General features: G+C 35.4%; 13 protein-coding genes. 12 read left to right on the top strand and 1 reads right to left on the bottom strand.

The genetic code is table 11. The features are described from left to right. Window positions 1-10: 10 nt before the first annotated feature. The 12 genes from ACEN92_RS19945 to ACEN92_RS19890 all read left to right on the top strand — a co-directional run bounded on the left by ACEN92_RS19945 (window position 11) and on the right by ACEN92_RS19890 (window position 23,268). A complete protein-coding gene (locus tag ACEN92_RS19945; protein WP_495640071.1) occupies window positions 11-385 on the top strand; it encodes a hypothetical protein in 375 nt (124 codons plus the stop codon). A 41-nt stretch (window positions 386-426) separates the two neighbouring features. Next, entirely contained in the window at window positions 427-957 is a 531-nt protein-coding gene (locus ACEN92_RS19940) for a hypothetical protein (RefSeq protein ID WP_495640070.1), read from the top strand. A 606-nt stretch (window positions 958-1,563) separates the two neighbouring features. Further along, entirely contained in the window at window positions 1,564-8,952 is a 7,389-nt protein-coding gene (locus tag ACEN92_RS19935) for a hypothetical protein (RefSeq protein WP_495640069.1), read from the top strand. Window positions 8,953-8,973: 21 nt separating this feature from the next. Continuing rightward, the gene (locus tag ACEN92_RS19930; RefSeq protein ID WP_495640068.1) at window positions 8,974-14,826 is read left to right on the top strand and encodes a vWA domain-containing protein; all 5,853 of its coding nucleotides are present in this window, start codon (window positions 8,974-8,976) and stop codon (window positions 14,824-14,826) included. Between the two features lie 87 nt (window positions 14,827-14,913). Next, window positions 14,914-17,109, top strand: coding sequence for a hypothetical protein (locus ACEN92_RS19925; protein ID WP_495640067.1), 2,196 nt, complete (start codon window positions 14,914-14,916; stop codon window positions 17,107-17,109). Window positions 17,110-17,112: 3 nt separating this feature from the next. Next, window positions 17,113-19,083, top strand: a complete 1,971-nt coding sequence (locus ACEN92_RS19920; protein ID WP_495640066.1) for a BspA family leucine-rich repeat surface protein — start codon at window positions 17,113-17,115, stop codon at window positions 19,081-19,083. Window positions 19,084-19,135: 52 nt separating this feature from the next. Further along, the gene (locus ACEN92_RS19915) at window positions 19,136-19,408 is read left to right on the top strand and encodes a hypothetical protein (RefSeq protein ID WP_495640065.1); all 273 of its coding nucleotides are present in this window, start codon (window positions 19,136-19,138) and stop codon (window positions 19,406-19,408) included. 54 nt (window positions 19,409-19,462) lie between these two features. Further along, window positions 19,463-19,768, top strand: a complete 306-nt coding sequence (locus ACEN92_RS19910) for a hypothetical protein (RefSeq protein ID WP_495640064.1) — start codon at window positions 19,463-19,465, stop codon at window positions 19,766-19,768. 124 nt (window positions 19,769-19,892) lie between these two features. Then, window positions 19,893-20,690, top strand: a complete 798-nt coding sequence (locus tag ACEN92_RS19905) for a DUF5977 domain-containing protein (protein ID WP_495640063.1) — start codon at window positions 19,893-19,895, stop codon at window positions 20,688-20,690. Window positions 20,691-20,700: 10 nt separating this feature from the next. After that, window positions 20,701-21,609, top strand: coding sequence for a DUF5977 domain-containing protein (locus tag ACEN92_RS19900; RefSeq protein WP_495640062.1), 909 nt, complete (start codon window positions 20,701-20,703; stop codon window positions 21,607-21,609). A gap of 202 nt (window positions 21,610-21,811) precedes the next feature. Continuing rightward, window positions 21,812-22,570: a hypothetical protein gene (locus tag ACEN92_RS19895; RefSeq protein ID WP_495640061.1), complete on the top strand. Its 759-nt coding sequence runs from the start codon at window positions 21,812-21,814 to the stop codon at window positions 22,568-22,570. After that, a complete protein-coding gene (locus tag ACEN92_RS19890; RefSeq protein ID WP_495640060.1) occupies window positions 22,567-23,268 on the top strand; it encodes a hypothetical protein in 702 nt (233 codons plus the stop codon). Before ACEN92_RS19895 ends, ACEN92_RS19890 begins: the two co-directional genes overlap by 4 nt. Window positions 23,269-23,419: 151 nt before the next feature. Here the strand turns inward: ACEN92_RS19890 and ACEN92_RS19885 are convergent, their stop codons facing one another. Next, window positions 23,420-25,663: a DUF6055 domain-containing protein gene (locus ACEN92_RS19885; RefSeq protein ID WP_495640059.1), complete on the bottom strand. Its 2,244-nt coding sequence runs from the start codon at window positions 25,661-25,663 to the stop codon at window positions 23,420-23,422. Window positions 25,664-25,818 lie beyond the last annotated feature (155 nt).

Raw genomic sequence — 25,818 nt, 5'->3', positions numbered from 1 at the left:
AATTAAGTATATGAATCAGAATTTAATAAATAAATACAAAGTTAACTTTGTTAATTCAGCTGAACAATTCAATAATAATCCAAGAAGAGTTACTAAATACCCTAATATACAAAATAAATATTTATTTTTATTTTTATACGAATGGTCAAATGCTCAAGAAATAAACGAAGATTTGTTACCTGATATTCAAGCTGCTTTTTTAAGTGTTAATTATGAAGAAAGTAATTCTAGTGAAAATGTTAGTATAATGATTTATCACGATAGGGTTGAACTATATGACGATAATAACTTTGTATATGAACTACCTACCATAGATTTTAAGGAGATAGTTATTGGTTGGAGAGATTTTTTATTGACTCCACCATTAAACGGAGCTAAAGTTTAAGATATCTTACAATAAGATTATTTTTAAAAAATATCACAATAATGGAAAAAGAAAAAATTATAGAAGTTATTATTGACAAAATAAATGATGGTTATGATAATTATGAAATTGAAAAGTTTTTAGAACGACAAGAAATAAATTTAAGTGAATTTGATGCTTTAATTGAAGCGGCTAAAAATAAAATCTTAGAGTATAAACTAAAAACGTATCCTAAACAAAATAAATTAGCATTCCTTGTTTGGCTATTTTTGTTTGTATTGCTTTTTCTTTTTTTCTTGATTGTAATACCATTATTAAATGTTGACAACAGAATAATTCCTCTTTCAATCTTGGGAGCATTTGCTATCAGTTTATCTGGATTTTACTCTATACTATATTACAAAAGCTGGGAAAAGGATTTTATAGAAAAGATCGGAAAACCAAAATTAAATATACAAACTTATATTTTAGTTTCTAGTTTACCAACCGTTTTGTTTTATTTCATAATTTCTTGGAACTTTTTAGAAGGCCCTGGGCATAACCTTTATAAATTAGGTATAACATCTAAGTTATTAAAATTCCTTTTCCCATAGAGAATACAGTTTTAGTATTGGAATGGTTTCTTTCTTTTTTCCTCTGTCTCATACTAAAAAAGCTTGCACATTTACACTTTATAGAAAATCTATTTCTCTAAAAAAAACAGCTCAAAGAACCAAGTTCTTTTGAGCTGTTTTAAAAACTACAACCTCAGTAAAAAATACTGACAACAAACGATCATAAAAACTGTCACTCTTAAGACAGAAAATGATGATCTGGCAACCCAAAAAATTACATTTCTATACATTCAAATGGAAACTTAAAACCACAAGTTTCCCTACCCTGTTATTGGCTTTTTTCTACAGCCAAAACTTATATGTTATCCACTTGCTTTACAACTCTGTAAAGTCATAGAACATCCCTGTTAAACCACTATGCACAAATTTTTCAAACAATGATTTTAGGCCCATCTTTACAGTATCAAAAGGAAAAACACTATTAAAACGTCCTTTTTGAAACCATTATGTAAGCCCGAATAAATTGCGGTAAACCCTATAAAACCGAATAATGGATTAATAATTTGATTATGCAGATTGGTTGTAACAACCAGAATTCAATCATGCAAAATATGAACAAAAATTAAAGTCAAAAAAATACAGAATATGCCAACTAATCCAATTACAGCGGTTCCAATTCCTACAGCAAGATATTATCCTCGATTATCAGAGATAGTTACCGTAGATGACTTACCCGAGTTTTTATCGTTTGTCGAAGATGGTTTAAATACCATTTTTGATAAGATCCATTATAAAAATTTACAATATTCAAAGGGGTATCGTGGCGACTCGGCCTTTTACAGTTTAGATATCGTAACCAGCAAGAGGCTGGCTCTTCCGTTACCTTTTGACTTAGCACTTGTGCTTAATCCGGATCTTAAAAACAATGATTCTTCTATTTCATCGTTTCCTATTACACTGGAATATCAATGGGAGATCTTAGCTTTCCTGAAAACATTCAGCTCCAGCAGTTTTTCCTTTTCCTTAGAAGATTTTTATAAAGTAGGATTACAGGTTTTCCGCATCAGCGAAGAGCAGGTAATTGCCCACATGCTGAATACTTTTGTTGAGGCCTCAGAAGGAAAAACAAAATTCGAGCAGCTTTTAGAAGACATTAACGACCTGGGAGGAACTGATTTAGAATTCCCTGGAAATACAGAGCAGTCTATTGATGGTGTTATTACGCTTATCAACAATAATACAACGATTACAAAATCGATTCCAATGCTTTTATTTGCCGTTTATATCGCACAAAATGATATAGCAGATACCAAAAGAAAGTTACAGGAATTTTATAATATCATTGCTCCTGACGGTATCGAAGCCCACATCAGAAGAATTATTACACCAAAGGCAAAAGCTACATTAGCATTGAGCGCCGGTATTGAGTTTCCTCGAAATATTTTAAGACCTGTACAATCAGACGGTTCAGATTATAAAGACCCACTAACGCAAATAGTTAAACCTGATGCTAAATCAATGTTTGTATTTGCACAAGCGCAGTTGTATGCAGATACTGAAGCGGGAATTGGGTATCAGCTGGAAATGGGAGGAACTCTGAGTCCTTCTAAATACGCTATGATTGGTAAAACGGGGCTGATCCTTGAATTAGACACTTTAAAAGTCGATTTAAGTAAAAAAACCAATATCCCTGAGGCAGATGCAGATGGCAGACCTAACGATTTTGTTGGGGTTTATGCCCGTGCAGTATCGGTTACCCTGCCTTCAAAATGGTTTCATACCCCAACTGGAAATATTACTCCTACCTTAAAAATTGGCGCTTCAGATTTATTGGTAGGTTCAGGAGGTCTGTCCGGAAATATTTATCTGGAAACTGTTCCTCAGCTTATAGGTAATACTTTCAGTTATTTCAACGACAAATTCGGCTTTATTTACCCAATTGTTATGTTTGAAAAGAACGAACAAGATGGTGTTGTCAAGGATAAAACAATCGAAAATTACAGTGATTTATTGGTCTATTTACAACAATTAAATGCCAATAACCTGCCTCATGCTTTCAAATTTCCGTTAACCTTAAAAACTAACACTGATTTAATATCTGAGTCAATAAGTGCTAATACAATCTATACTTTTAATACAGCCCAGGAATATCAGGTTTTTCTATCAGGTCTATATAAAAATGTGCTTTGGAAAACCATTGGTTCTGAAAGTAAAGGTTTTAAAGTTGGCTTTGAAAAATTTGACATTACTTTCAAACAAAACAGAGTTATCTCTTCTAACATCAAGGGTGCCTTAGAAATTAAAAAATTCAAACAAGGAGGCCTACCACTTCTTGTAGATGTAGAAGGTCACTTATATGATGACGGTGATTTTAATCTTACGGCTTCCTTCCCGGAAGCAAGCAAACCGGAAGCTACCTTATTTGATTTCGTAAATTTCAAATTCAATAGCTTTGAGCTGGGAAAAGAAGACAATGATTATTATATCGGAACGGGATGTGAGGTTTCGTTTATTAATGAAACGATGAGCACTCTGATGGATGGTCAAAAAATCATCCTTGAAAAGCTTCGCATTTATAGTGACGGAAATATTGAACTTGAAGGAGGCTCTATTCCAATTCCTTTAAATATTTCTTTGAATCTTGGTCCTGTAAAAATGGCTGTATCTAATATTAATTTTGGTGCTACCCAAATTAACGGCCGCAAATACAATTTTTGGGGATTTGATGGTGCTATCAGTATCAATCCGTTAGGGTTAGATGCCCGTGGAGAAGGTGTTAAATATTACTATTGTACAGATGATGGACCAAGAGATTCTTTTTTAAGAATTCAAACCATCGAAGTCGATTTAATGATTCCGGGAAGTGCAACCGCTTCATCAGCAATGGCGATTATTCACGGTATGATTTCGCTTCCTGAACCTGGAAAATCTCCTGAATTTATAGGAGAGGTTTCTTTAAAATTACCAAAAGCCAAAATATCCGGTGGTGTAGGGTTGCGCTTTATGCCTAAATATCCTGCATTCCTGATTGATGCTCACATTGAATTGCCTACCCCTATTCCGTTAGGATTTATTTCTATTTCTGCTTTTAGAGGTCTTTTAGGGTTTAGATATGTGGCAACCAAACAAGCTGTAGGATTAACTAAAGACAATTCCTGGTACGAGTTTTATAAATATCCTAAGCCCGGAATTAATATCAGAAAATTTAGCGGGCCGCCAGATTCATTACAATACAAATCACCATTCTCTATTGGTGCCGGAGCAACATTTGGCACTACTGCAGATGGCGGTCATGTCTTGTCATTACGAGCGATGTTATTATTATCACTGCCTACTCTATTTTATATTGAGGCGGGATTAAACGTTATTGCCGGACGATTAGGGCTTATTGAAGATGACCCTAGTAATCCTCCGTTTTTTGCTATGGTCGCTTTTGGAGATGACTCATTGGAATTAGCTGCCGGAGCAGATTTTAGTATCCCGAAAGACAGTGGAGAAATCTTTCAGCTTCATGCTTTATTAGAATCAGGTTTCTTCTTTAAAAATCAAAAACCGTGGTATGTAAATTTAGGATCACGAAAAGACCCGATTACGGCGAGAATCTTAACCTTATTTACTGCCAAAGCGTTTATTATGCTTTCGGCTCAGGGAATTGAAGCCGGTGCCCGACTAGATTTTAAACTGGAAAAAAGCTTCGGACCAGCCAAAGTAAAACTATGGGCTTATCTGGAATTAGGCGGAAAAATTTCTTTCAAACGTCCCCAAATGGGTGGTTATATTGCTGCAGGTGGCGGTATCAAAATTAAAATCTGGATCATCAATGTAGAAATTGTATTGGATACTATTTTCTCTGTAGAATCTTTCAAACCTTTCTTGATTTATGCCAAGCTGGAATTAAGTGTGCGTATAAAAATCGGCTTTGTTAAAGTCCGTAAAAATTTCAAGATAGAACTCCAATGGGATATTAACAGAGTTGTAGATCGTAAACCTTATAGTCCGCTTCCTATGGGAACAGATGCTGATGGCCAGGATAACAGAACATTAGAAAATGTAAAAGGAATCCACATGCTGACTAATCAGGCATTTGCACTGAATTATTTTTCATCACGACCTAATGATCCAATCCTGATTACAAAAGAGATTCCGTTAGATACGTATATTGATATTAAAACGGCTAAAGGCTTATTACCAAACAAAGAACTTTCTCAAAAAATTGGAGGTTATACCGGTGATGCAAAAAACTACACCGATATGATGCCTCCGGTTAGTACTCAGGCCGGAAGAAAACTGCGTCAGGTAAAACACCAATATGCTATTAAATCTATTGATTTAAAATCCTGGAACAGTACAATTAGTGATTGGGAGCCTTACCATCCTTTTGAAGCTGTTGTAGAAGACACAACTACAGCCCGTAACCTTGTTAAAAATTTACCCTGGGCGCAATGGCAAAAAGTAATTGATCAATATGACAGTATCCGTATTTTAGCAACCGATCCGTTTTCATTTTTAAGTGCCGGAGAACCTGGATGGCATGTGCCGGAGCAATTAGGAATCACTCCATCAAAATTGTTCTGCGTATCTGATGCAATCGAAGGTGAACACACTGATTTCCTTAATAAACAAATTGGCCAGCGTTATTATGTACCAACCCAATATGAAGCAGATAAGATCAATGGATTGTACTTTAAGCTTATAGGAGATGCGCCGGAAGTTATAGAAAACAATAAAATTGAAGGCGGGGATTTTATGAGTATTACGGGAGAAAAAAATCCTTATGGATATAATAAATCATTATCCTTTAAAAACTATAATGAGTTAGAAATCATTTTCCCTGAATCAGCAATTGAGCCGGTATTAAAGCTTACCACTCAGGCAAAAGAAGTAAAAATTAAAGCCTATACGGCAGTTATTAAAGAAGAAGGTGATAAACTGGTTTCTTACGACCCCGTTAAAATTAGAAAAAATAAAAATTCAACGGTTTCTTATGACTTAATATACAGCAAAGAAGAGCTGCAAAATGCTATTACGCTGTATGATGAGAAAGGGGATAATGATGATCCTGTTTTAAAAACAAAAATTGATAAAATCATCATTACACCCGAAGGAGCAAATGCAGCAGAGATTAAAGCAATAAGAGAAAAAATTGCCGCATTATTTGATGATACTTATGGAAGCGAAAGTGGGGATTTTGATATGTCAAATCCTGATGATGTTGTACAATATGATTTGCTGATAGCTGAATTAAATGCACTAAAAGCAAATGCAGGAAATGATACCCCGTCTGCAGGAACTCCAAACGCTCTTACTTTTACTAATTATTACGGATATAACGGAAGAATTACATATTCATTCGACAAAATAATTAAGTACAATGATACTTACCTGATTTCATTTCATCCACAGGCAAATACAACAGTGCTTTTACAAATTAATGCAAAAGGAGAAATCGTAAGAGAACGTAAGTTAAACGGCGTAGTTACCTCGATGCAGGTTGTAAATGACACTTTGCTGGTAACTCAGGCTTTGGATGCCAAACAATGTAAAGGAATTGGAGAAGCAATTATTGATACTGATTTTATTGTAGGATGTCAGGCTCCTGCTGCTGCAACAGCCATTATTGGACTTGATGACGAATTAAATCTAAGTTCCGGAGTACAATATCTGAATTCCTATTCTTTAGGTTTCAACAGATTATTGCCTTTAGCAGATAATGAATTACTATGGATCAGTACATTAGAAAATGAAACCAAAATTAATTGGCTTAGCGGAGTTGATCGTGCAATTCTTCAAAGTGTAAAAATCAATGAAGCTGCGATTAAAGTGCTTCAGCATAATGATACTGAGTTCAGTCTGGTTACAAAAGACAAAAAGATCATTCGTTTTAGCCTTAATACCGGCACAAATGTAATTTCTGTAAACGATACAAAAGTAATTTCTGATCCATCTGTGTCTGAAATCATCGATGCTTTCCTTGCAAACGGGAAAACTGTAGTTACTGTTAAATTTTCAGATGGAAAGTTTGGTTTGGCACAAATAACGGAAAATTCACTGGCGATAATCAAACACAATACCATTTTTGATTCTGCAGTTTACTTATCAAACAGTACTCTGGACGATGGTTCTATTGTTGCCTATAATGAGCATTACTTATTTGTATTTGATTCATCCCTGGTACTTACAAGATTAATTAAAAGAGGAAATACGGTTGATAATGCGTCAATTATTCATGTGCAGAATGAACCGTCTGTAAATGAAATCCTGATGCTTTCTTCTAAACAAAAGGAAAAAGGAGTTTACTTCTCCTTGTTTAATAATGAATTTGATAATTGTTCTTTGTACCCTGCAGAAACTGATGGAATAATCTCATCAGCATCAGCTTTAACAAACGGAAGTACAGAGCTAAGTACACTGGCAATCGCTGCGAAACTGGATTATATAAGAGCGCCAAAAAACTCAAAATTAATTACTGTAAAAAATGTTATTTGTTCTGATGGAGGAGATTCTGATAATGATCCGGAGTTAGATTATACAACCTATATCCAACGAATTGATTGGCTGAGTAAAGAAAGTTATTTCCATAATACAACTATCCCGGATATTACAGCTGTAGGAGATGATTTTAAAGCAATGGGAGATGCCGTACAAAATACAGTTCAGCCTATTTGGAGACCAAATACAACGTATTGTCTGGATTTTGTTCTAACAGATTTGGTAGATGATAAAAAAACAAATGAGTTTAAATACTATTACGGATTCAAAACACGAGGACCTGTTGGCCACTACCCTGCTCCAGACCCAGTAACTCCTGCTAGTCAGACAGCACCAGTAAAAAATGAACTGACAGAATTGTCTAAATCACCATTGACATCATTAAGACAATATTTAGATTACAACCGTTCTTACCCTAATGCTGATGGAAGTTTACTGCAATCTAAACCTACATTCTACGGAAATGAGCAATGTAAAGTATCCTTATTCTTCAGCAAGCCTTATGTACATCATATGTTGAAAGATTGGGCGAAATATGGTGACACCAGACCTAAGATTAAAGGAGCATTAAATCTTATTATAAAAGATCCGCTTACTGATCTGCTGATTCCGTATCCGTTTAATGAAGAAATAACAGGATATCCAAAAGCTGATGAACAAACTATGGAATGGGTAACTGACAATGATCCCCGAATTCCGTTGGGTATTCAATTGATAAATAATTTCATCAATGCTAATCCTGAAATGAAATGCAGTTTAGATCTTGGAGAGCCTTTAAAACCTAAATCATATGGTTATACAGTAAAACTGACCGATTTAAAACCATCGAAACTCTATACTGTGTTGGTGAATAATTATTTTGATGCCAACCAAAACGATACTGAACAGGATGGCGAGAATGTTCTGGTTCACCAATTCGGATTCCAGACTTCTCGTTACAAAGATTTTGAAGAGCAGGTACAGAGTTTTATTATTGATGAAATCGAGTCACGCAAAGCTTTGTTTGATGTTAATTTAAGCTTAGCGCAAAATCAAATTGATGCCTTATATCATTTGGTTTCAGCAGCAATAACTCCAAACACCTTAAGTGATTCGATTGCATTAAAATATCAACATCCATTTGATCGTGCAATTGCGGGAGTTTTAAAATTATCTCCTCTTGATCCGGCACAAACCACAGAAGTAAACCGCATTATTGATACCAATACAGGTGAAATCAAAGCGATTTTAATTCGTAATCCGGAGCCTTTTAATATTCCTAAAATGCCATTGGAAGAAATTAAAGACACTGTAAAAGTATTGTATAGTGAAGAAGATGTTCTTGCTGATCCTGAAAAAGTACTTCACAGTTTTAACAACGAATACAAAGTACTGCATTCTAAAGATTATTCTCAGGTATTGATTATGCATGACAGTAAGCAAATTTCAGGGACTAAAAAATTAAACGCGCAGTTTGAATACAGAATGTGGAACAATGAAGGTACACAAGTAGGCGGTAAAATTCCTTTAACCCTATCTGTTGATAAACAATTTTTAGAAATATAAATCTTAAAAACAATAAATAAAATGAGTTCAATAAATCTCCAGGAAAGCCAATTTTCGGGTTGCGAAACATACATAGCTATCGTTGTCGACGAATCGGGATCGATTAACGGAAACGAAGCACAGCAAATACGCGATGGGCTATCTAAATTTATCAATTCTCACGCTCAGAGCAATATTACACTTTCGTTGATTGGAATGTCTAATAGCGACACTTCATTAAGAACAGATAATGTTATTCAAAAAAGGATATCAGATAATCAAACTGAATTTTTAACCTGGACCAATTCATTTGGTTCAGGAAGAGCGGACAAGCAGTCAGATTATTGGGCATCCGGTTTATCAGCTGTTAACAATTTGTCTGTAACTCCGGATATTGTTATTATCGTTACTGATGGCTTACAGGTAAACAATTCTGATTTACTTAAAGATTTGTATAATGAGCTAAATTTAAAATCTCAAATTTTTGTTTACGGTGTTACAAGTACAGTAAACAATGCCAGTGAATTAGTAACTCCTATTACCTCATTTTTAGGGAGAACACCAGTTGTAAAAAGCAGCGGAGTTTCTATTCTAAATTCAGATTATATCAGGGTTCCGGATTTTAACACTTTAGGAAATGAGTTAAATCAGCTTAATACCGATTTATCGAATGAGCAGATTGGCTGTGTTGCCAATGTGAGCATCGTTGAAAACAAATTGATTTATCCTGTCTTACGTAAGGGATTAGCTGTACATAAGGAAGCCGGAACATTGGTCCTTAAGAACAAGAGCCGTATTCCACTTGTTATAAACGCAGGAACAAAAATTCATAATGCCAGCAACATAAATGGTTTGGTATTTAAACTGCAAAGCACCATTACCATTCCGGCATCTTCGCAGATAGAAGCTGCAATTCGTATTGACGGGATACCATTGCTTACAGGAAATTTTTCTGCACTGATGGCACTTAATAAAGTTAAGAATCCTGCAGGAATCAATATCAGTTTTAATGTAACAAAGGAAGTATATATTGTTGATATTACTTCAAATAAAACAGCTTTACAATCCACAAATTTACAAATCGCTGCAGCAGGATCTAAAGGTGTTGACAGTACAAAAGGAATTCATCTTCGCTGGATGTTTGCCGGCAAATTAGGCGAAAACCATTTGCCTAAAGGAGATTCATTTACCGGTGACAGATTTGATTTTAATAAAACTGATGACTTTGTAAAAGTGTACAGAGCGCCGTATACTAAAGTCAGTTATGTTTTAGATTTAAACCAGCAACCGGACTTAGCAGATAATAATAATGCGCTGTGGATTTATAAAACAACGAATCCGGGCCGATCTGTGTATGTTTATTTTAAAAACAAAGTAAAATATAAATCGGTAAAACAATCTATTAATCCCAGATTAAATCCATCTGCTTTCCTTTTGGCTTACGGGAATAATTTAATCGAAATTGAAAATAAAACTGAATTATTTTTTGCAGCAGAATTAAGTTTTAGTTCCATCGTTGGTTCCGGTAATGTAAAACTGGAGACATTATCTGTTGCCGAAAATACTATTACAGCGGCAAAGAGAGTTACAAACCGTAAAACTTATTCTTCAGCACAATTGGATAATGTTCGTGTGGTTGCAGAAAACGGCAGAAGTATCCGATTTAAGGCAAACAATTGCCTTTTAACCACCATTAATTTTGAGTATTATTCTGATTTTATTTTGAATGCAAATACTAATGGTCTTTGGGACTTAAAAGGAAAATACGCATTAAGCAACAATGACACTAAAGTATTTGAACAGTTAGAACCAAAACTAAATGCTGTTCATGGAAAATGGTTAAAATACAATGATGGTGAATACGTAAACATTAAAAACTACAAAGATAAATGGAACAAACCGGCAGAGGATGAACAAAGAAATATTAAGCAGGTTGTCGCCAGGTATTTAGACTTAAGTAATGCAGCAGGCAATCCTACTGCTCTGGAAACTATTTCTTTCGGGGATTCTATTCCGGTAAATGAACCAGAGGAAGGCGAAGAACAGCAATATGCTGAAAACGTAACAGAAATTTCTAACCTTGACTTATTAAACATTGCTGCCAATGATTATCATGTAGCCCGAATGTTAGGCCTGGGCTGTATTGATATTGATAATGAAGTATCTTCAGGAGACTTTATTTACCTTACTGAATACACCACATTTGGCAATCTGGAAGGTGGTACGGCAGAAAAAGAAGTACTTCATCTTTCTATGAGCATTCCTACCTCTGTAAACACGGAGCGTCTGCCTCTTCCGGTACAATTAAGCAAAATTGTTCCTGGTTTAAATATTGGTTCAGATGAAAGTCAGCCGGCAAAAATTACAGATTCAAACGGATACAGCTTTGATGGAAAGAAAAGATATGTAAGCTTGTTCATGGATGATGTCCTTGATTATGATATTAACACTGACTTCTTTAAATCCTCAACAGAATATGATGGAAGCACCTTTACATTCCCAATTTATATGGGTGTTGATTACAAAGTTGGAGCAGAAACAAACTGGAGAAAACCGGAGTTATCTTTTGATACCGAATATTATAACATCAATAAAACTCTGGAAGAATCATCTTATGAACCTGCTCCAATTATCATCCCCGAATCAGGAAAATCAGTTTTAAATGTTCGTCAGGAAGAAATAGGGCTCAACACCTATTACTATCAGGGATACGGAATCAATATTTTTTCCAGAGCTTCATCCGGAAGACAGGTAAGTATTGAATCTGACATTAAACCTGCCAATAATTTAATGCCCCCAACGGGAATTAATTCGCTTTTGGTTACTGAGGAAAGCCCGTTAATGTTTACATCACAATCTGAACAAATACGCTACAAAGCAATTACAGGACAAGATAAAACACTGATCAGAATTTTATTTGAATATTATACCATTCAGGAGTTATTAAGCTATAGTATCCCTGAGGGAATGAATCCTGAAGATGCCAAAAATCCTAATGCTATCTATCCTGATAGTGAAGAAATATTTGCTGATAATTTTAAACTGTATTACAAAGATGGTCTTCCGCAGATAGAATATGCCGCAATTACGGATATCCAAAATACGACTACAGACAATCTTACCTCAATTATTAGGATTGAAGATTATAAAATGCTGAGCAGCGATGAAGAAATTAAAGTAACACTGACCGAAGCTAACAAAACAAGATTTATTGGCGGAATTCTGACCATTGAAGATCAAAATTATATAATTAAAAATATTGACGTTTTCCTTAAGGAAGTTGAGGATGAAAATGTTTTTGATTATGCCTTGATTGAAGTGCTTAAAAAAGAAGTAAGTGAAAGTATTCAGTCTGATGGTGATGCTACAGTAGATTCTGAGCGAATCAAAGATATAAAAAAGCCCTTAAACGGTTTATGTACTTTGGTTGAAAACATGCTGACAATTGATAACTGGCATACAGGAGGACCTTTAAACTTTCAGGTTGAATACCCAACGGCTTTAAAAACAGTTCATAGAGAAGTTGTGCAGCCGGACAGTCAAAATCCCAGCGATTTACAGGTAGAAAAAACAAGAGGAATCTGGAACGATGCCGTTATCGAAAGAGTATTGGAAAATACTTTTGAAATGGATACGCAGGGGAAATTTGTTTTAGACCCGAAAAAAAATGTAATTCCGTTGTCGCAACCGAAGCATTTGGGCTTATATAAAATAACTCTTCCTAATTTTAATTTACCTCAGCATCCTCAATTCAAATCTGGAAGTGAAAATTCGGTAGAATGGTCTAATGGTACAATTCGATTATTTACAAAAAGTTCTGTCCAGGCAGGAAGTACAATTCCCTTAAAATCCAGAAAAGAATTTAAGGTTGTCCGAACAGAAAATATCGGCGGTACAGGAAATCTTGTTTTATATGTGAATGATACTAATTTCAAATTAGGTGATTACATTAGTCAAACAATGGATGAGAATTATGATGAAATTATCGGTGCAAAAGATCCTGGAAATTATGTAGAAGGTTATGTATCACAAAAAGTAAACTATTATCCAAGTTATAAGGTATATCTCTATGCTAATCCGGCATATGGAATTACGGATGCTAATATTTTACCAAGAGCCAATGAGAGCACACATTATTCGATTTTTGGAATCAGTACACATTCAGATCCATTTGACTACTATTCAAAAATTAGTGTACCAAGTCCAATGTATTCTGTAAAAATTGAAGAACCGCTTAGACCAGAAGATGTAAAAGGAAGTTTATACGCTACAAGGCCGGATTTCTTTAACCGTTCTACCTATACATTTACAACCAAATATACCCATAAACCGTATGGTGCATTGCATTACAGAGCCAATGATGAAGCCTTATTAAGTGTTTTATACAAAAGGCAAACGATTAATTCAATTCGTGAGAGTTTAAATAAACTGGGCGGGAATAACGAAGCGTATTTTGGAAACAGATGGAAGAATCTTTTAAATTTTGATGCCTTATTGGCTGCCAATAAAATTTTAAACCCTGATGATGAATTAAGTCTTGAGGGCCAGCCAAATCCCCCGGTACCAAGAATTCCGATTTACTATGAAGAATATCCTGCTGAAGGAGATCCGTTATTGAAATTTCGTTTTCCTGTTCCTGACAATCCGGAACTTATAGCAGCAATTAATGAATTTATTGACTGGCATAACCTCTCGCATGCAGAACATCCAGAGTTACAAGCACCAAAAATTATTTCATTAGCATCGCTAAATGACATTATTATTGATGTAAAACATGGTATTGAAAGAAACTTATTGGCAATCCATTTTATTGAACAGGCAATTCATACCGCGTTTGTACCTCTTACCGAAGTTCCGGTTATTTATGAGCATATCAAAGATAACAGCTATGTGCCTGTTAATAAAAAGCAAACGATCAAAGACAAAAATGGAAATATTTTAAAACCTACGAATTCTGATTTTGATATTGCACCAATGATGAAAATCATAAATGAAGCTGAAAACAGGACACAGTTTACCGACTTCAATCTGGATGGAAACTCACAAAACATCTATTTCTACGGTGTTCGTGAAATGGATATTAAAATGAATTTCAGTGAATTTAGTTCCTTTTGGGGACCTGTAAAATTAGTGCCTTCGAATCCGCCTCAGACACCGGAAATTAAGCGAATCATGCCAATTCTGGAGAATCCGGTTTTAGGAATCAAGCCAGCGATCCAAATTGAATTAAACCCTTACAGACCAGAGTTCAATATTAAAAAAATCAACATCTATCGTGCAGCTTCAATGCTTGATGCACAATCGATAAGAACAATGACTCCGGTTAAAGAGATTTTGATTAGTGAAGATACTTTATCATCAGAATTTGATAATATCTGGACTGTTTATGACGAGTTTGAAGATTTGGAATATGTTCCTTTTGGTGATGGTCTTTTTTACAGGATTACAGTTTCCCGCGAGATTGAATATGCTAAACCGGATTCTATTGACGATTCAATTATCAATATTGATTACACCCCGTCTCAGCCGTCAAAAATTACGGCAACAGTAATAGCTGATACTATTTCGCCTGAATCTCCTGTGTTAGAAGCTTCCGGAACTCCGACAGGAACAAACGGATCAATCTTAAAACCAGTAATTTTTAGTTGGGAGAAAACAGTTCATAATGGCAAATATCTTCTTTACAAAATGAATAATCAGGGGAATTGGGAAAAAATTCATGAGATTGCTTCTAATACAAATACCGTAATTCTTCCTTTGGATGATGTTGCATCGTACACTGACGAATTAGTGATCAAAACAGAAGATGATGAAAGAATTTACCATCATTTCAAAGTTCTTGCGGTAAACTCTTCAGGGGTGTTTAGCAGTGAAGAAAAAATCCTGACCCTTTAAATTTTAAATGAATCCCAATGAAATTATTCATTGGGATTCAAAAACACGGCAATCAAATAAATAGTATAGAAATAAAATTAAAATAACATGGCAACAAGCAGAACTGACATTAGCAGCAAATTTGAAAATGGTGATATTCCTACCGGAGAACATTTCGGAGAAATCTTTGATAGTTTCGTCCATAAGGAAGAAGACAAGGCCGACTTGCAAATGATAGAAACCGGCACCGATGAACAGCATTATGTTACCCCGGCACTTTTGCGTACCGGTTTACAAAATATTGGGATCATTACCGGCAACAGCTATATGCCCAAAAAAGAATACTTTGAAAGCTCTTTTAACGGTACTAGCCTATCCCTGGAAAAATTACCGATTCAATATAGTGTTAAGGTTTATAAAAACGGACAACTATTACAAGAAGGCCCGGATTATACAGTAAATTATGAAACTGCTATAATTACATTTTCCGATGCGGTTAGTGATCGAAATATTGAGGTTGATTACTGGTTTAAAAATTTAAGTCCAAACCCAACACCAGGAGGCGGAGGAAGCCAGCCTGTCGATTTAACCGGTTTTTTACACACATCCGGAAACGAAACCAAAAATGGTATTTTAACTTTTAATAATACCACCGCTGCTTCTACCAGTGGAATTGCTCTGACAAATAGTGGTTCAGGTGGAGCTTCGGCTTCTCTTAATGTTAATGTAAGCGGTGCCGGAAAAGGAATTTCACTGGAAAATTCATCAAATGGAACCGGTGTTTATTTAAACTCTGCTGCAGAAGCAACAGGCGATATTTTACAAGTAGCAAAAAACAATGTAGTTAAGGTAAAAATTGAGGATGATGGTGTTATAACTGCATTGAAATATGTTACTTCCGGAGGAAATGAATTTGATTTTGTAAAAGGAGACGGCTCACTTGACGATACTGTTTATGCTGAAGATTCAGAGGTACTTCACAGAACAGGAGACGAATCTAAAGACGGAGCACTAACCTTAACCAATAGTTCTCCACAAGATGTTTTAACCATTAGTAAAAATGATGATGCCAATTGTTTAAAACTGGTACAAAACTCTAATTCAGATGCGACAACTTCAACCTGGGACACGAGTACAGCAAATGCAGGCAGAAAAGCAATCAGCATTCAGAAACAAGGAGACGAAACAGCTTTTATAACACACGAAGGCAATGTTACAGCACGTTCCTTTAGCACTACAAAGGCAAACCTGACAGATGATGGATTGTTTTCATTACAAAACCGCCCTTCACCGGAATCATCAGAAGGTAAGGCTAAATTATATGCCAAAAACGACGGTACTAACACCCATATGTATGTAATGGGCAGCGATGGGGTTGAAAAGAAGATTGGTGAGGATGTTGATTTATCGGGTAAAGAAAACACGATTGCAGCAGGAACTACTGCCCAATATTATAGAGGAGATAAATCCTGGCAGACTCTCGATAAAACCGCTGTTGGGCTTGCCAATGTTGATAATACCAGTGATTTGAATAAACCTGTTTCTACTGCTATGCAGACGGCTTTGAATGGGAAAGCGACAGATGCTAATGTAATACATATTACAGGAAATGAATCTTTTACAGGTTATAAATCAGCTACTAATTTCCCGAGTTTGTCTGGAATATTGTTAACAAATGCTTCTGGAGCAAGTACATCAGTTTTAGGTGTAACAAATAACTCCTCTACCGCTGCAGTTAGTATTGACAGTAATTCTGATGGCGCTGCTTTACTTGTGAGGACTAATAGCTCATTAGGAGGTACTGCCTTAAAAATAGAAGCCTCATTCCCATCAACAGGAAAAGCTTTATTATTCGCCAAAACAGGTGTAGATACAACCTGGATTTCTAATAATGGAGATTTTACAGCGCCTAAAATTATCAAATCAGGGGGTACTTCATCTCAATATCTTATGGCTGATGGATCTGTTACTTCTATTGCTACTTCAACAGAGCCGTCGCAAATTACAATTACTACAGCAATAAGCATTACAACCGATACACTTGATACAAACAGCAAAAACCAAATTGGTAAAAACGTAGTTATCAATAACGGATCAAGCGCTATAAACATTACGGTGAATGGCGGTACAGATTTTTGTTCTTCTTACTTAAAGATTGGTACAGGAACCATAACTTTTGTACAAGGTTCAGGCAGAACTCTTGTTTTAGTTGACGGTACTGCTGTGTTTAATGGAATCCCGGGAAGCACTGCTACAATTGCAAGCGTAGGAACAACTGATTATCTAAGAATCTCAAATGCATAAACTATGAATCCAGTATTATTTTACGAATATAGCAAACAAAGGAAAGCATTTGTCTCTAATTGGCGAACATCAAATATTTCAACAGGATCCAGTACTGCGACTCAAATAAAACTGCCATTAATAAGCGGCGGGACGTACAATTTCAGCGTTAGTTGGGGTGATGGAAGTACAGATACAATAACAAGCTGGAATCAGGCACAAACAACACATACCTATGCTGTAGCAGGTGATTATACCATAAAAATTACGGGAACTTGTAACGGATGGAGATTTGCAAATACGGGAGATCGATTAAAAATACTATCTATAAGTTCTTGGGGAAAATTAAGATTAACTACAATAAGTATTACTCAGGGAAGTTACTTTCATGGTTGTGCAAATTTAGATTTATCTAATGTGTCTGATATATTAGATTTAACTGGAAACACAAATTTTACTAGTTTTTTTGAAACATGCTCATTATTGACTACTGTAAACAGAATAAATGATTGGAATACATCTGCTGTTACAAATATGAGCAGAATGTTTATTTCAGCCACAAACTTTAATCAAAATATAGGTGCTTGGAATGTTTCAAATGTGACTAATTTTTCAATCATGTTTACATTTGCTGCAGCATTTAATAACGGAGGCAGCCAAGATATTAATAATTGGATATTAAAAACTAATGCTCCTGTAAATATGCGCAATATGTTCCAAGGTACCGCTTTCAATCAGCCTTTAAATAACTGGAATACATCAGCAGTTACAAGTATGGTAGCTATGTTTGCATTAACTACAAATTTCAATCAGTCTTTGAACAATTGGAGCACATCAAATGTTACTGATATGTCCAACATGTTTGATTCAGCTACAAATTTCAATCAGCCTTTAGACAACTGGAATACGTCTGCTGTTACAAATATGAATGGAATGTTTCTGTCTGCTACAAAGTTCAATCAGCCTTTGAACAGCTGGAACACATCTGCTGTTACAAATATGGCAGGTGTGTTTCAATCAGCTACAAACTTCAATCAGCCTTTAGATAACTGGAACACATCAGCAGTTACAAATATGACAGCTATGTTTAAATCAGCTGCAGCTTTCAATCAGCCATTGAACAACTGGAATACTTCTGCGGTTACTAATATGGGTAATATGTTTCAATCAGCTGTAGCTTTCAACCAGCCATTAAACAACTGGAATACATCAGCAGTTACCAATATGTCTGTAATGTTTAACAATGCCACAGTTTTCAATCAGCCATTAAATAGTTGGAATACCTCTATGGTCACTAATATGAACAGCATGTTTTCCAGAGTAGGCTCAGGTACAAATTTATTTAATCAAAATATTGGTGCTTGGGATGTTTCAAAAGTAGCAGATTTTACTGGAATGTTTTATGGCAATGGTGGCGAAATTTCATTCAATAATGGTGGTAGCACAGATATCAACAATTGGGTACTTAAGTCAACTGGAAGCATTATTATGAGCTATATGTTTTTAAGTGCTAAAGCATTTAGTCAAAATATAGGTAATTGGAATACATCTGCTGTTATCAGAATGGATAGTATGTTTAAAGGCGCCAGTTCATTCAATCAAGACATTGGTTCCTGGAATACATCTGCCGTTACAACTATGTTTGAAATGTTTAGTAATAATACTGTATTTAATCAAAACATTGGTTCTTGGGATACAAGTAATGTTACCAATATGCAATTGATGTTTACAAATGCCACATCATTTAATCAAAACCTTGGCTCTTGGAATGTTTCAAATGTTACAAATTTCACTGCTTTTATGCAAGGAAAAACTGCAGCAAATTTTTCAACAACAAATTTAGATGCTATTTATAACGGCTGGAGTTCAAGAACAGTAAAACCATCATTAAGTATTTCATTCGGAACTGCAAAACGCACAGCAGCAAGCACTTCAGGAAGAGCAATATTAACAGGAATTCCAAACAGTTGGGCAATTACAGATGGTGGGGTATAATTTCTAATACATCTATAACAATTTTAAAAACATACACATAAAACAATAAAAAATGGAAAACGTCGCAATTCAAAACGAAGAAGCAAAAGCAATCAATACAGAACAATTAAAGAAATTACAAAACTTTAATATATTCATGGAGAAAGCCAGATTATCCCTGGGAGAATTATCAATACAATACGAGTTTCAAAAAGCAGATATTCTGAGTCAGATTGCCGTTCAGCAGCAAAGCTTTAATGAGCTGGAAAAAGCCATTAAAGAAGAATACGGAAATGTTCGTGTTAATATTGAAACAGGAGAAATTGTAAAACAAGAAGAAAAATAATACCTGAACATTTTTATTGAACCGTTATCAGGAACCACAAATATACCACCTTGTTTGGCGTGGTTCCTTTTAGCTTTTATTGGGGCTTTTACAGCCATTGCGGTCCGTGCAGAATTCAGATATAAACACAATCTCTATATTCCCTGCCGCTGGTGGTTTTTTTTAATCAGGGATAATCTAACCCTTTTAGTTCTGGGATGTTTTATTGCTTTTATTCTTTTCAGATTAACAAATCAAGGATTCAAAACAGAGCCTGATATATGGTTTCCGGCTTTCATGGGTGCTGTTAGTAATGAACTGGCCCTGCTTCTTATAAAATTTGGCTTTAAAGCCGAAAAACAGGCACTACATATCCTGTAAAAAGGATAAATTAAAAATCCTGAATAAAAACTACACAGGGTTTTGTCCCAATATTCAAATCTTTTTCCGTTAAGGAATTCTGTAAAATAAATAGGGCAAATCATAATCATTTATAAATTAAAGTATGGAATATTATAACATAGCAAAGTCATTGACTGCAGCAAAAAACGATTGTGCTGCCGGAGTTATTGGAACTTCCGTTACGCTTACTGCAAATGCGAATCAGTTTGTATCGAACGTAAGTGTAGAAGATGCAAATGCAAAAGCTGATGCCTGGTTAGCAGCAAATGTACAGGCATATGCAAATAACTCAGGAACATGCAGGCTTACTGCCTGGAGAGGGATAAACCCTTCCTGCCTGATTGAACCTGAAACAGCCTTATCCCCTTTTGATTATATGGTAGTCAGATACAAATGGGCTTTGGGAGCCGGAAGTGATTTTGACACCTATACCGGAATTGTAAATACCGGAATTACATCATTAGATAATAAATGGATGGGCTGGGGACACCGAATGGGTAACGAAATACCTGCAGGTTCAATTCCTGAAGATTGTTACATCATGTGGGCAGGTGATAATACACAAGCAAACGGAATAGAAGCCTGTCTGGTTAATTTCAGCAATATTATTGCCGATTATCCTAGTCTGAATACTGTACAGGTAAGAATGGCCGGTTCCTGGTTCTCTTCTAAAGGAACCGGAAATGTTGAAATAGAAATAACTACTTATCTGGGCGGAAAAATGATTAAGGACGGATATAATATTGTAAATGAAGGAGGTAATCAGGTTCAACAGCTTACATTTTCTAAAAATGTGCCTATTGTAGGAAACAATTTGGCTAACAATATAGAAGCTGTTACCAATATTGGATACATCACTTATAGTAAAAACCAAACCGGACAAATCGTAATCACTTATTAATAAAAACAATATGGCAAATTCAGGATATAAATCTTTTGACACACTGGAATTATACTACATCGATGATAATAGCTCTACCGGAATAACAAAGCCAAATGTAAGTACTGATCCGGATTACATTGCACCAGTCTTAGATACTGTAAATTGCGCGCCGGGTGCAAGATACTATAACACAGAAAAATTTGTGTATGCAACCCGAAACAACTGTTCTGTTAATTATAAAGGAAGCAGCGTTAAGGTTACTGCTTATCCAAATCAGTTTGTTTCTGATATTAGTGTCGCTGATGCTAATGATAAAGCACTCGCGTGGTTGGCAGCAAATGCGCAAACATTTGCAAATAGTTCAGGAGTATGTGTATTCGACCCTTCTCCAATCATTTTACCGGCAACCAAATCCGTAATTTTTGAAAAACAGGCTTCATCATGGGATGCATGTAAATCTGCAGCTTCGGCTGATTCACAATATACAACCAATCAGGTTTTAGGAGCAGCAAAAAGTGGTTCTATTTATTACCTTAACCGATACAGAGGTGCTGTAGATACATCATCGGTGACAATCAAGCCTAAATCAGCCAAATTAAAATTTAAATTCAGTGCCAATACTGTAGGCAGGGCTTTAACTTTTAATTTATATGCAGCCAATACAAAAATTCCGATAAGTCAGGTGTTTCAACTTTCTGACTGGAATGATTGGGATGGACCTTCTTTTATAAATAGTGTGGAAGTAAGTAAAAATTCAACTGCATATAACGAAATAGCTTTAACTTCTGCTCAACTGGATTTATTATTTTCAGAACAGGTATATAATTTTTTCCTGATATCCAATGGTGATAAAGACAATACAGTACCTTCTACAAACAACAGACCCGTTTTGTCTATGACGACGGGAGGAGAAATATATTTAGAATGTACTTTTTAAGTTTAAAAAAATAAATTCTCCTGAATAGCTTTTAAAGCCAAACCCAAATTCAGCATCAGAATTTCAAATCTGAACAAAGCATCAAATAATGAGATTCTTTTACATTTAAGTTTCATCTAATGCTGAGTTTGGGTTTACTTCATTAGTAAAAAAACTTAATGCTGAATAAAATTAAAATATAACAACACTTAAAAAACACAAAATGAGTATAGATCATAACAGAATAAAAGTAGCCGATTTAGAAAAAAATCAGCCAAATAAAACCTTAATCACGAATGAAAATGGTGAATTGAAATTTAAGGACATCAGCGAAATCAAAACTGATAGTTACAACGCCCTTGATTATACTGTTGAAGGAAAAGCATTGGATGCCAGACAGGGCAAATTGCTAAAAGATCTGATTGATCATATAAACGAAGTACTTGTTTCTGATAATATTACTCTAAATACTGTTCAAAAGCTAGCGGACGCCATCGAAACGATACAGAATTCACTCAGTATTATCTTAGTAAATGATTTAACTACTGGCGGAACCACAAAAGCATTGACCGCTGAAATGGGGAAACTTTTGCAGACAAACAAAATCGAAAAAGCAGCCGGGGAAAGATTGATTAATGCTGCAGAAATAACACAATTAAGTAGCCTCATCACTAATCTTGCATCAAAACAGGACATTGATAATCAAATTGAATGGGCTACAACCGGTTTAGTGCAAGATTCCTGGCATGGTAAACTTGTTATTTTCAAAGCTAATATAACTATAACTGTTCCGGCAAGCGGCTTAAGAACCGGCTTTACATTCGAAGGAATAGTTGATCCAACATTTACAGTAAATACAGCAATTACAGCCCCAAAAGCATGGCAAGGAACTTATACCGGTGCTGCAATACCGGCAAACAGCATTTTTACATTTTTACAGCGTGCTTCAGATAATACTAAAATTTCTATTTACGGATTATGAGAATAAGAAAAACAATATTCGGCAGGACAAAAATCAAACCCAATACGTTTATTGGAGGTGTTTCGGCAACTCTAAATACACCTGCATTGGTGGCGGCTAAATTAGGGATTTCAATATCAAGAATTAAGTCGTTTAATATTGTAGGCAGCGACATTCAGTTTGCTGTAATTGGAGATTATATTATTAGAAATTCATGCTTTGTGAATGACACAAGCATTACATATTATAGAGATGAAGCTAATTTAGTTACAGGTATAGATGGTCGAGCTTTTAGAAGTTGTGTTTCTCTAACACTGATAAAAACAGATAATGCTTTGTTTTGTGGCGACGAAAGTATTACTAATACTAAAGTTAGTGAACTTATTTTTCCAAATATGCTAAGTTTCACAGGTAGTTATGGATCTTTTCGTATTAATCCAGAATTAAAAAAAATAGATTGTCCAAAAGTGACAAGTTGCAGCTGGTCATATTCAGGCATTGACTCTTGTCCAAAACTAGAAATGGTTAATATACCAAAACTGTCTTTATTAAGAGGTGGTGCGAATACTAGTAATTCGAATTATGTGTTTGCTAGTTCTAAAGTAGGCTTTACTTTAAATGTGTCTGTAGGTTCTTTAACAAGTAACACTGGTAATTTAGACAGAGATGTATCGTTTGCTATAACTAATAGAAGCGCAATTGTTAATTATATACCTTAAGATAAAATGAATTAACATAATGGAAACATTTCTAAACTTTATTTCTGTCATCCTTACAGCTAGCTGAGACAATAAAAAAGCCTGATTTTTAGAAATCAGGCTTTTCCCTTTTAACTATTTTTCAAGTTTTAACACAACATTTTAAATCTCGTTACTTCTTAATAAAAGATTTAGTTACATAATTATTTCCAGTCTGAATACGTAATAAGTAAACGCCGGGAATCAAATCACTGCAATTATAGGCAAGATCAATTCGTCCCACATCATAAGTCTTATCCGTAATTATTCCTACTTCATGTCCGCTAATGTCGAATAATGAAACAGTAACTTTTTCCTGCTCTGTCTGCATAAAAGAAATTGTCAGGTTTCCTCCTGTTGGATTTGGATAAATATTCAAACTAACATCAAAAGAAGAATCTTCTTCCTGAATTGCTGTTTTAGCAGTCAGCGTAGGGATTGTACAGTTTGGTGTTGTGCTGAATGCCATCGTTGCTGCTGAAAAGTTTGTGAATGCAGGATTTATATCAATGTTAGACGCATCACTGGCACCTTTTCCGTCACACTCTGATCTGCCATTTCTCCAATAAGGAAACTGAAGGTAAACACCTGCCGTAGAACAGCTTCCAATTTCTGCATCACCGCCCACTACAACTGATCCGCCGAAGTTTCCGGCAAATAACATCGCATTTCCTTTAATGTTGGCAGTACTGCTCACTGAACCGCCTTCCATCCAGGCATTTCCTTCGACTATAGCACTGTTTGATAAAGTCGCATTATAAACGCATGCATTGTCTCTTATAATAGCATTTCCGCTGATATTTCCACCATCGACCATTGCATATCCATCAACGCGTGCATTTCCTGAGATTGTGCCGCCTCGCACAATTGCATAAGGGCCAACATATACTGTTGATGCAACATTCGCATTATTAGATACCCATCCGCCGCCGTTTGTATGTATGTGTCCGTTGGTTTTAAGAAATTTTCTAAAATCAGCTGCAGGCTGAAATCCTTCAGGATTTGCATTAGCAATTTTTAATTCATACGGATATCTTCTTTGTTTCGGATATCCTTCATCCATATTATAATTTACGTGCACTTTCGGAGCTGAAAATACTACCAGAAAAATCCCTGATTCTGTTGACGTATTTAAGACAAATGACGCTTCGCCATCTGTTTTATACATTGGACTGTAACGGGATACTGTACCATCGGCTTTTGTAGTTACAAAACCATATCGCCATCCGGCCTGAGTAGGATTTACTTCTGTATGTCCTTTAAATTTAATGGTAACTTTCTTTTGAGTTCCTGAACATGTTGGGTATAACGGAATTATATTCATTCCATAATCCTGAGGAGCCCAATCATTGTTAGTGTAAAACTGATCAGTTGTACCCGGAACTTTAGTAAGAAGGGTATATTGTCTGCTTGTATATCGGGGCATATAATTTTTAATGGACGTATATACTTCTCTAATTTTCTTTCCAAAATTACTGGTTGCATTTATTTGGGAATTCCATTGAATAGGGTAATCAAATGCCGGTTGTCGCTGCGCATAACTCCATAGATAATCACCAAGCTGATCCTGTGTAAAACCTTTTAATCTTTTAATAGTTTCCAGTGGATGTTCCTGATTTTTTGATTCGGCCCACATTCTTCTGGTGAAATCAAAACCTTCTTTTTCCTGAACATAATACATCAAATGAAAATTTGTGTAATGATGACGATTCGATGACCACATAAAATTTCTGGTTTGAATCCATCTGGTCAGGGTTCCATCTATCTCTGCCCATTGTGAATAGGCCTGGGAGCGCATGAAATTGGCATGGCCTTCAAAAAACGGGCCTGCCCAATCATACCCGGAAAAAGCGGTTCCATTACCCGGATTTTCCTGAATATGCATCATCATCTGCAGCGTGTGGGCAAACTCATGTGACAATGCACCTCCGTCCCTGGTTGCTTCAGGATGTACAAACATAGCACCGATGGTATTACTAAACGAGCTGGCCTGTGCAAACGCCTCTAACCTTGGGTCGGTCGAATTCCAGGTATTCATCATCATAATAATGATTTTGTACTTTCCGAAATTTGTTGTGGGTGCATTATTAATAAACTTCAAATCGGTAATATAACGTTTAAAGCTGGTTTCAAGCGTATCAGCTACGGATTTTGGGGTAAAACGTAGTGATGCATCTGAGTATGCGGCCGGATTGGTACCTACCTTATCGCCCCAGTAAAGAACAAAATTAGTCGATTCATATTTTCTTGAACTTGATACTTTATTGTAAAACTCATTGTTGGGGTCGCTCCATTCCGTAGGAGTAAAAAGGGTTTTCTGGCCCATTGCAAAATAACTGCAAAGAAAAAGGGCAACTTGTAGTAAAAATTTTTTCATAAGACATTAATTAGTAGGTTAAGATTATTCTTATGCAAATATAAATATCAGTTTATATTTATTTATTGGACAATATTAACTTAATTTAATATTATTTTACCTATTTTACCCGCTGTACATTGTTACACAAATTATTTACTTTGCAAATTAGCATT

The sequence above is a fragment of the Flavobacterium sp. Flavsp81 genome, from assembly GCF_059491325.1.
This window is presented reverse-complemented; position numbering and strand designations above follow the sequence as displayed.

What these genes read in the sequence shown, in the direction of transcription:
- ACEN92_RS19940 (WP_495640070.1), top strand. Translation starts at nt 427, where the DNA reads ATGGAAAAAGAAAAAATTATAGAAGTTATTATTGACAAAATAAATGAT.
- ACEN92_RS19890 (WP_495640060.1), top strand. Translation starts at nt 22,567, where the DNA reads ATGAGAATAAGAAAAACAATATTCGGCAGGACAAAAATCAAACCCAAT.
- ACEN92_RS19925 (WP_495640067.1), top strand. Translation starts at nt 14,914, where the DNA reads ATGGCAACAAGCAGAACTGACATTAGCAGCAAATTTGAAAATGGTGAT.
- ACEN92_RS19905 (WP_495640063.1), top strand. Translation starts at nt 19,893, where the DNA reads ATGGAATATTATAACATAGCAAAGTCATTGACTGCAGCAAAAAACGAT.
- ACEN92_RS19895 (WP_495640061.1), top strand. Translation starts at nt 21,812, where the DNA reads ATGAGTATAGATCATAACAGAATAAAAGTAGCCGATTTAGAAAAAAAT.
- ACEN92_RS19915 (WP_495640065.1), top strand. Translation starts at nt 19,136, where the DNA reads ATGGAAAACGTCGCAATTCAAAACGAAGAAGCAAAAGCAATCAATACA.
- ACEN92_RS19935 (WP_495640069.1), top strand. Translation starts at nt 1,564, where the DNA reads ATGCCAACTAATCCAATTACAGCGGTTCCAATTCCTACAGCAAGATAT.
- ACEN92_RS19900 (WP_495640062.1), top strand. Translation starts at nt 20,701, where the DNA reads ATGGCAAATTCAGGATATAAATCTTTTGACACACTGGAATTATACTAC.
- ACEN92_RS19945 (WP_495640071.1), top strand. Translation starts at nt 11, where the DNA reads ATGAATCAGAATTTAATAAATAAATACAAAGTTAACTTTGTTAATTCA.
- ACEN92_RS19885 (WP_495640059.1), bottom strand. Translation starts at nt 25,663, where the DNA reads ATGAAAAAATTTTTACTACAAGTTGCCCTTTTTCTTTGCAGTTATTTT.
- ACEN92_RS19930 (WP_495640068.1), top strand. Translation starts at nt 8,974, where the DNA reads ATGAGTTCAATAAATCTCCAGGAAAGCCAATTTTCGGGTTGCGAAACA.
- ACEN92_RS19920 (WP_495640066.1), top strand. Translation starts at nt 17,113, where the DNA reads ATGAATCCAGTATTATTTTACGAATATAGCAAACAAAGGAAAGCATTT.